This is a genomic window from Deinococcus pimensis DSM 21231, from assembly GCF_000519345.1.
In the GTDB taxonomy this organism is placed as follows: Bacteria; Deinococcota; Deinococci; order Deinococcales; family Deinococcaceae; genus Deinococcus_A; species Deinococcus_A pimensis.
The window spans coordinates 68,909-78,174 of record NZ_KI912671.1; the positions used below are offsets into that span (position 1 = coordinate 68,909).

Consider the following 9,266-nt stretch of genomic DNA (forward strand, 5'->3'; position numbering starts at 1 on the left):
GGTGCTGGGCGGCGCCTCGTGCACTTGCGCGCGCACGGCCCCATAGGACTTGAGCGAATCTTTATGTCATGGGCGCGTCATCGTACGTGGCGCAGCGTAAGCCAGGACGCAGCCGCGCGTCTCTCCGGAACTCGGTTGTACCTTGTCGTGCAGGAGGATGAGTTGTATATGATGGACGTCGTGAAGTCGGCTTCGCTGCCTCAGTATCGTAGTGAAGTGCTGCAGATGTTCGACGCGGTCCGCTTGAAGGTTCACGAGCTCAAGGACGACGGAGAGTTCCTCGGCCTCACCTGTGGAGGTCAGGTCGACCTCGACGCGCTCGAGGCCTACCTGACGCGCCGCGTGCCGCAGGTGCGGCTGCTGGTCAGGGCCGAGCTGCAGGTCGAGATCGCTCGGCTGCTGCGGGCGGCGAGCTGTCACTGCTGAGACGTCGCTCGCGAGCATCAAGTCAGGCCGTCATCGCCGGCAGGTTGTTGATGCGTCAACGACAGTGCGGTAGCTTGAGACTGTGACGAAACGACCTCGGGTGGCCGAACCGCAACTGTCCGCGTGGAAGGCGTTGCTGCGCGCACACGCCGTGGCCGTCGGTCAGATCGAGGAACGCCTCGCCGCGTCGAAGCAGATCACCTTGTCGGAGTACGACGTGCTGCTCGAACTCAAGACCGCCGAGCAGGGGAGCCTGCGCATGCACGAGCTCGCCCGTCGCGTGGTGCTGAGCCGCAGCGGCCTCACGCGTCTCGCCGACCGCCTCGAGAAGCAGGGGTTCTTGCAGCGCGTCCCGGATCCGGTGGACCGCCGTGGCCTGCTGCTGGAACTGACGTCCAGTGGGCGTGACGCGCTCGCCGCCGCGTGGCCGGTGTACGCGGACGGCATCAACGCGGCGTTCGCGCAGCACCTCGGCGAAGACGACGCGCGGCACGTCGCACGCGCCCTGCAACGCGTCTCGGACGCCTCGCTTGAGCCCACGCTGAAGTGAGGCGCTGCCCTCGAGGGACTCGCGTCCGCGGTGCAGCACCGCTCACGGCGTGAGCGCGGGCGCGTCCGACGCGCCCGCGCTCGTGCGGGCGTTGGCCTGCAAGGCGTGCAGGAAGGCCGCCGCGACCTCGCCCAGCGGTCGGTTGGGCAGGGCGACCGCGGCGACCTCACGGAAGCCACGGTCGGGCAGGGCGTGCAGGGCCGCGCCGACGGGGAGGGGCTCGGCGGCCATGCGGGGCAGGATGCCGACCCCCAGGCCGTGCGCGACCATGGACGTCAGGACGGAGTCCTCGGTGACTTCATGGGCGGGCCACCAGGGCAGGCCCAGACCGGCGAGATGCTGCCGCACGACGTCGCCGCAGGGACCTTCGCCGATCACGAGCGGATGACGGGTGACGTCGTCCCAGCCGACCGGCTTGGGAAGTTCGGAGGGCCAGACGAGCATGAGTTCGTCGCGCAACAGGGGCCAGACGCGCAGCGTGTCGCTGGTGGGGAGCTGGACGACGCCCAGGTCGGCGCGTCCGGATTGCAGCGCGCCGATGATGCCGCCGTGGGCGTGTTCGTGCAGCAGGACCTCGACGTTGACGTCCGGGTGGGTCTGCTTGAAGTCACGGATCGTCTCGGGCACCAGTCGGGTCGCGACGCTGCGGATCGTGGCGACGCGGACGGTGCCGCGGAGCGTGCCTTCAGGCTGCCTGACGCCCTGTTCGAAGGCCAGGGCGTGCCTCAGCGCGGCGCGGGCGTGCGTGATCACCTCGGTTGCGGCGTTCGTGAGGCGGACACCCTGACGGGTGCGGACGAACAGGCGCGCGCCCAGCGTGTGTTCGAGGGTGAGGACGTTGTGACTGACCGTGGACTGGGAAACGTCGAGCACCAACGCGGCCTCGGAGAAGCTGCCCGCGTCGGCGACCGCGACAAAGTGCGCGAGTTGCGTCAGGGTGACCTTCGGCAGGACGTCCATGTTCTCAGTATGCCGCGCGTCCCGTCGTATCGAAGAGGTGCATACGACCCGGGGAACGTCGCGGAACCGGCGATGGCGCCCCCGCGGCAGGTTCACTACCGTGGTGCTACAGGAGCGCGCCGAGTTCGCCGCGTCTCGGAAAGGGTGATCATGAGCAAGCACAACGTCGAGGTCAGCATCGTCAAGGCCTTCACGAGCGGTGACGTCGGAGGGAACCCGGCGGGCGTCGTGCTCGACGCGGACGACCTGTCGAGCGCCGACAAGCAGGCGGTCGCGGCGCGTGTCGGGCTGCCCGAGACGGCGTTCGTCTCGAAGTCGGACGTGGCGGACTTCAAGCTGGAGTTCTTCACGCCGGTCCGTCAGATCGCCCACTGCGGACATGCGACCATCGCGACCTTCTCGCTGCTCGTGCAGCGGGGACGGCTGTCGTCGCGCAGCAGCAGCAAGGAGACGATCGACGGGACGCGGCGCATCGTGCTGGACGGCGAGCAGGTCTTCATGGAGCAGGCCGCGCCGAAGTACACCTCGCTGCGGCGCACGTCCGTGGCCGAAGAGGAGGTGCTGGCGTCGTTAGGGCTGGAGCCGTCGCAGCTGATCAGGGGACACCGCCCCGTGGTGGTGAATACCGGGAACTCCTTCCTGCTCGTGCCGGTGGAGACCGACGCGACGCTCGCGTCCGTGACGCCGGACTTCGCGGCCATCGAGCGGATCAGCGACGCCCTCGACCTGATCGGTTACTACGCGTTCACGCGGGACGTGCGTTCCCCGGTGCATGACGTGGCCGCGCGGATGTTCGCGCCGCGGTACGGCATTCTGGAGGAGGCCGCGACGGGAATGGCGGCCGGTCCGCTCGCGGCGTACCTGTACGACATCATGAACGTCAAGCAGGACGTGCTGCTCGTCGCGCAGGGACTGCACATGGCGGCGCCGTCGCCCAGCACGTTGGAGGTGCGCGTCGAGGCCCGCGACGGTCAGGTGGTGGGCTTGATGGCGGGTGGGTACGCGCAGGAGGCGGAAGTCCGATCGGTCGAACTGCCCGTGCCCACGGCGTAGTTCCCGGCGGCCGCGTCGGGCCGGGGGGCGCCGGGTCGTGAGATGGGCGGCACTGCAGTCGGTTGCGCGCGCCGTGAGCAAGTCGTACCATTTGATGAGAAGAAGTTGCGCGCGCAACGATGAGGTGGTGTACCGCCCCGACTCACCCAAGGAAGGAACGGCCATGTGGCAACTCGAACTCCTCGGCCCGCCCCGACTGACCACCCCGGAAGGCCAGCAGGTGCGTCTCCAGGGCAAACCCCTGCTGCTCCTCGCGTACCTCGCCGTTGAAGGTCCCACCAGCCGCGGGCGCCTCTCCAGCCTCCTCTGGCCCCACGTTTCCGAGGTCACCGCCCGCAACAACCTCACGCAACTTCTGCGCCGCCTCCATCACAACCTCACCGCCGACCTCGTCCAAGGCGCGGAACTCCTCAACCTCGCCCCTCACCTCACCGTCGACGTCGCCACGCTCCTCGAGCGCCAGGCGCTCCCGTCCACGACGCCTCGCACCTTCCTCGAAGGTGTCGACGGCGGCGACGCCGACCTCACCGACTGGCGTGACCTCTGGCGAGAACGCCTCGCCCTCGTCCACCGCGAGCACCTGACCCGGCAGGCCGACCGACTCGAACGCGAGGAAGCCTACCCACGCGCGCTCGAACTCGCGCGGACGCTGCTCGACCTCACTCCCCTGTCCGAAGACGCCTTCCGGCGCGTCATGCGCCTCCACTACCTCAACAATGATCCTGCCTCCGCCCTCGCCGCCTTCGAAGCGTGCCGCGTCACCCTCCGCGCCGCCCTCCGCACCGATCCCCTCCCCGAGACACAGGCGCTCGCGGACGAGATCAACGCCAGCATCGCCGAGCCCCACGCTACACCTGCGCCCACCCTGAGCCGCGCTCCACGGACCCTGCTCGGACGCGACGACGCCTGGAGACGCATGGAAGCCGCGTGGGCCGCAGGAAGGCACGTCATCGTCAGTGGCGCCCCCGGCGTCGGCAAAAGCCGGTTGCTGGTCGACTTCGCCGACACCAAAGGACACATCGCCTACCTCGACGGACGCCCCGGTGACCGCGCCGTCCCTTACAGCGGCGTCACCCGTCACCTCCGGACCCTGCTCGGCGCCCAGGTCCTCCAGGCCCTCGACGCGGACGAAACGACCGTCCTCGCCGAACTGCTCCCCGACTTCTGCTCCGCCTACCCCCAGCGCGCCCCGGAGGCCTCCGACTTCCAACCCGCCCTCACCAAGCTCACCCGCCGCCTCGTCGGCGCGTTCGACGTCACCATCCTCGACGACCTGCAGTACTTCGACGACGCCACCATCACGATCAGCGCGCTCCTCGGGCACAGCGTCACGCCACGCTGCCTCATCGCGTTCCGCAGCGGCGAACTCCCACCCACCACGCAGGCGCTCGTCGAACAACTCGTCAACACCGGACTCGCCGAACACATCGAGGTGCGCGAACTGACAGTCGACGACGCCCTCGCGTTCATCGACTCCCTGCACACCCGGTACGACGAGCCCACGAAACGTCGCATCGTCGACCTCACCGGCGGCAACCCCCGCTTCATCCTCGACGTCCTCCGAACCCTTGACGCCAGCGAGGGGCCACCACTGACGACGCTCGATCACCTCGGGGTTCCAGAAGCGATCGAGTCGGTGCTCACCGCGCAGCTTGCGCGGCGCTCCACCCGCGCCCTGCACCTCGCCCGCGCCGCGGCCATCCTCGACCACCCCGTCACCATCGACGTCATGGCCGACATCCTCGGCATGCGCCTGCTCGACGCTGTCCAGAGCTGGGACGAGCTGATCGCCGCCGGCCTCGCCCGCGCTCACGACCTCACCAACGAACTGCTCGCCCGCACCCTTCGGGCCCACATCCCCGGCGTCGCGCTCCAGGCGCTTCACCGCGCCACCGCCCGCGCGCTCGACCTGCACGGCTACCCTCCCGCCCTCATCGCGCACCACTGGCGCGAAGGTGGTGACGCCGCGCAGGCCGCCCGCATCCTGAACGCCCCAATCAACGCTCAGGACCCTGGCGGCACCTCGGCCCCCACCGCCTCGACCGACCTGCGAACGGACAGGCAGCCCGACCTGCCGCGCCTCCCGCGTCAAGTCTCGTCCGCCGCCGCTCCGCACCTCCCGCCACCTTCAGGCCCATGGAGGACGCAGCCCGCACCGCCTGCCCGCAGGACCGCGCCCGCCCCCGCGCCCGCCCCCGCGCCGCACACCGAAGCACGATTCTTCCTGCACGCGAGCCTGCGCCTCGGTCATGACAACTCCACGGCAACGCGCGCGGCGGAGTCCGCTTGGTTCCCGCTTCTCGACGACGACGAACGAGCGGCGCCCATGACACCCACCTCGTCTCTCGCCGTTGGCCTGACGTCCACGGGCGACCCGGAGGTGCACGGACGATCGTCAAGCGAAACGCGTCCACCCTTTCCAGGGCAGCCATCATGCCCACCGACCGACGACAAGCCCCGCTGGCACGCGTCCACCGGGCCGGACGAGCGCGGCCCTCAGGCCAACCCTTCCAGCGGACCGAGCGGCCCCTCCGGCGGTCACGACAGTCGCACCTGAGGTGCGCCTGCCCACCGCTTCCCGGCCGGTCCACGACGCCCATACACTGAACCCACCCCACCCATCGAGGCGTGCGCGTCCACACCACGACGGTTCGGCCGGGTCGCTGCGCGAAGAGCACCTCAACCTCACGTCGCCCCGTCCTTCGAGCTCGCGCCCTCGATGCCCACCACGCTAGGAGCCAAGAGACCACCATGACCGCTTCGACGCCCACCTGGAAGCTGCTCGTCCTGGGGCACCCGCAGCTGGTGCACGCCGCCGGCAGGGTGCTGAAGTGCGAAGGCAAGACGGCGGCGCTGCTCGCGTACCTCGCCATCGAAGGCCCCACCTCACGTGCGAGGCTCGCGCCGCTCTTCTGGCCCGACGTCCCCGACAGCGTCGGCCGCAACAACCTGATCCAGCTGCTCGGCCGGCTCAGACGCCAGTACCCCGCGCCGCTCGTTCAGGGCGCCTCGACGCTGGCCCTGCAAGACGTCAGCTGTGACGCCCAGCAGCTCCTCACGGGAACCTCCGAAGCGCACAACCACGACGGTGAGTTCCTCACGGACGTAGACGTCTCACACTGCCCCGACCTGTGGGAATGGGTCCTCGCGACCCGCGAACGCCTCGAAGAGCACCGACGGGCCACCCTGCTCACGGAAGTCACTCGACTGCAACACGAAGGGCAGTACGCCCAGGCCATCACGCTCACCACTCGCCTCCTCGACCACGAACCCCTCGCCGAGGACGTGCACCGCCGTCTGATGCTGCTGCACTACCTCAACGGCGATCGGTCGGCGGCGCTCGCCGCGTACCACCACTGCAAGAACGTCCTGCAACGGGAACTGCACCTCGAGCCTGACGCGACGACCGCCGCGCTGGCGCGCGACATCGACCGGGGCAGCATTCCAGGCGCCCCGGTCAAGCGAACCATCCCGCTCGCCGTTCTCCGCCCACCGCGCCTCGTCGAACGAGACGACGCCTGGGCGACCATGGAAGTCGCCTGGGCGCAAGGCAAGACCATCTACATCGCCGGTGAGCCCGGCGTCGGCAAAACGCGGCTCGCGCAGGACTTCGTCCGCAGCAAGGGCGCCGCGCTCTACCTCCAGGGCCGGCCCGGCGCGCAGTTCGTCCCGTTCGCCGGCGCAGTCCGCAACGCCCGCGCGCGCCTCGCGGCCGCGCCGCACGTCGTGCTGCCCGAGTGGGTCAAGCGTGAGCTCGCCCGCGTCATGCCCGAGCTTCGTGCGGGCGAGCCCGTGCCGCCCCTGCGGACAGAAGCGGACCGCGTCCGCTTCTTCCAGGCGCACCTCGAGATGGTCCGGCTCACCAGCCCCGGGTTCGTCGCGACCATCACCGACGACATCCAGTACTACGACCAGGCCACGATGGACCTCGGCGTGTACTTCCTCTCGCAGAGCCGCAGCCTCGGCACGCACGGCGACGTCCCCAGGCATTTGATCGTCTACCGCCAAGACGAGATCGCCCCGGACGCCCTGCGCAGCGTCAACCGGCACATCGACGCCGGACTCGCCGTCCGCGTCGAACTCGCGTCCCTGACCGAGCAGGCTACCAGCGACCTGCTCGAGGACCTCGCCGTTCCGAACGCCGCGAGCGTCGCCGCGACGATCAAGCAGGTCGCACGTGGAAACCTGCAACACACCCTCGAAGTCGTCCGTACCCTCTTCGAAACGGGTGACTTCACGCAGACGCCGCTCAGCGGGCCGACCGCGCATCTCGAAGGCGTCATCGAGCACAGACTCGCGCGGCTCTCCCCGACCGCGCTGCAAACCGCGAGGGCCGCCGCGGTCCTCGGGAGCGACACGACCGTCGAACACGTCACCGACATGCTCGGGAACGCCATCTACGAGATCATCGGCGCCTGGGAGGAACTCGAGGCCGCGCAGATCCTCGTCGGTGAGCGGTTCAGCCACGACCTCGTGCAGGACAGCGTCCGAAACGCCACACCGAGCGCGGTGCGGCAGATCCTGCACCGCTCGGCGGCCCGCGTGTTGCAGCGCGATCACGCCCCCGCGGGCGTGATCGCCCGCCACTGGCTGGCCGCGCAAGAACCCGGTCACGCCGCGCCCTTCCTGCTCGACGCCGCCGGTCACGCCGCCGACACCCTGCGGACCCAGGAGGCGATCGACCTGTACCGCCAGGCGGCCCTCGCCTTCCGCGCGTCCGGGGAAGAGGACCGCGCCCGAACCGCCGAGTCACGTCTCGAGCGCCTCGTGAGCGCCTGATCGGCCCGTCGGACGGCGGCAGAGGCCCATAGAATGCCTCATGCAGATCGGGATCGACTCCTTCGCCGCGACCGTCACGGACCCGAACACGGGCGTCACGCTGTCCGGCGCCGACCGCCTCAACCACCTCGTCGAGGAGATCGAACGCGCCGACGCCGCGGGTCTCGACTCGTTCGGCGTGGGCGAACACCATCGCCGCGAGTACCTCGACGCGGCGCCCGCCGTCATCCTCGCCGCCGCCGCCGCCCGCACCCGGAGCATCCGCCTCACGAGCGCCGTCACCGTCCTCAGCGCCGACGATCCCGTCCGTGTGTTCCAGCAGTTCGCCACCCTCGACCTGCTCTCCAGGGGCCGCGCGGAACTCGTCGTCGGTCGCGGCTCCTTCGTCGAGGCCTACCCGCTGTTCGGCCTCGACCTCACGGACTACGACGCCCTCTTCACCGAGAAGCTCGACCTGCTCCTCAAGCTCCGCGACGAGGAGCACGTGCACTGGAACGGCCGCTTCCGCTCCGCGCTCACCGGGCAGGGCGTCTACCCGCGCCCGCACCAGCCGAGGCTTCCCGTCTGGATCGGGGTGGGGGGCACGCCCGCGTCCTTCGCGCGTGCCGGGACGCTCGGTCTGCCCCTGATGGTCGCCATCATCGGTGGTGACTTCCGCCGCTTCAGGCCCCTGATCGACCTGTACCGCCGCGCGGGCGCCGAGGCCGGACATCCGCCCGAGGCGCTGAAGGTGGGCGTGCATGCCTTCGGCTTCGCCGCGGAGACGAGCGACGCGGCACGGAACGCGTTCTACCCGGGCTGGGCCCGGATGCTGGAGACGATCGGTCGTGAACGCGGCTGGGCCGGCCCCTCACGAGCTCGGTTCGACGCGGAGTGCGGTCCGCTCGGCGCGTACCTGATCGGCAGCGCGCGCGAGGTGACGGACAAGGCGTTGCGGGTGAACGAGGTGCTCGGCGGCGTGTCCCGCCTGACCTTCCAGATGACCAACGTGGCCCTGCCGCACGAGCGGATGCTGCGCGCCATCGACCTGCTCGGCGGTGACGTCGCGCCGCGTGTCCGGGAGCGGGTGGGCACGACCGGACGGTGACGATCCGCCGGACACGGTCCTGAAGTTTCGAAGCTGACCACTTCGGCGAGCTTCACGAGACTCGCCACGCCCGCAGGAGGTCACGCAGCACCTCCGCCGCCGGCGCCGTGGAGAGCGACGTGACGTTCTGTCCGCACCACAGCGGCGTGAAGTCGTCGCGGTCCTGAGCTTCCGCCGCGGCGCGCAGGGGAGCGAGGGCGAGCGAGGCGAGCGGGAAGGCCGGCGCGAGACGGCTCATCGGCCCGAGTTCCCGCACCGCGCGGTTGACGATGCCCCGCGCGGGCCTTCCGGAGAACACGTTCGTGAGGGTGGTGCGGGCCGCGCGAGGCGACAGGAGGGCCGCGCGATGCGCCGCGCCCGTCGTGGCTTCGGGGGTGCACAGCAGCGCCGTGCCCACCTGCACGCCCGACG

General features: G+C 70.1%; 8 protein-coding genes. 6 read left to right on the top strand and 2 right to left on the bottom strand.

Features of this window, described 5'->3' with window-relative positions; translation table 11 throughout:
- Positions 1–168: 168 nt before the first annotated feature.
- Positions 169–426, top strand: coding sequence for a hypothetical protein (locus DEIPI_RS0119990; RefSeq protein ID WP_157463832.1), 258 nt, complete (start codon positions 169–171; stop codon positions 424–426).
- A gap of 82 nt (positions 427–508) precedes the next feature.
- Positions 509–976: a MarR family winged helix-turn-helix transcriptional regulator gene (locus DEIPI_RS41935; protein ID WP_084474644.1), complete on the top strand. Its 468-nt coding sequence runs from the start codon at positions 509–511 to the stop codon at positions 974–976.
- Positions 977–1,018: 42 nt separating this feature from the next.
- Here the strand turns inward: DEIPI_RS41935 and DEIPI_RS32970 are convergent, their stop codons facing one another.
- Positions 1,019–1,936, bottom strand: coding sequence for a LysR family transcriptional regulator (locus tag DEIPI_RS32970; RefSeq protein ID WP_052351854.1), 918 nt, complete (start codon positions 1,934–1,936; stop codon positions 1,019–1,021).
- Between the two features lie 150 nt (positions 1,937–2,086).
- On the opposite strand from DEIPI_RS32970, the gene DEIPI_RS0120005 reads away from it, so the two are divergent.
- From DEIPI_RS0120005 to DEIPI_RS0120020, 4 genes are all read left to right on the top strand, one after another.
- Positions 2,087–2,989, top strand: a complete 903-nt coding sequence (locus DEIPI_RS0120005) for a PhzF family phenazine biosynthesis protein (protein ID WP_027482945.1) — start codon at positions 2,087–2,089, stop codon at positions 2,987–2,989.
- A 94-nt stretch (positions 2,990–3,083) separates the two neighbouring features.
- On the top strand, positions 3,084–5,546 hold the full coding sequence (locus DEIPI_RS0120010) for an ATP-binding protein (protein WP_084474646.1): 2,463 nt from the start codon (positions 3,084–3,086) through the stop codon (positions 5,544–5,546).
- Between the two features lie 194 nt (positions 5,547–5,740).
- Positions 5,741–7,768, top strand: coding sequence for an ATP-binding protein (locus tag DEIPI_RS32975; protein ID WP_045234782.1), 2,028 nt, complete (start codon positions 5,741–5,743; stop codon positions 7,766–7,768).
- A gap of 40 nt (positions 7,769–7,808) precedes the next feature.
- Complete coding sequence (locus DEIPI_RS0120020; RefSeq protein WP_027482947.1) at positions 7,809–8,855, top strand: Atu2307/SP_0267 family LLM class monooxygenase; 1,047 nt, start codon at positions 7,809–7,811, stop codon at positions 8,853–8,855.
- Between the two features lie 52 nt (positions 8,856–8,907).
- Here the strand turns inward: DEIPI_RS0120020 and DEIPI_RS32980 are convergent.
- The coding region (locus tag DEIPI_RS32980) for a nitronate monooxygenase (protein WP_211238328.1) at positions 8,908–9,266 on the bottom strand (359 nt) is incomplete at its 5' end.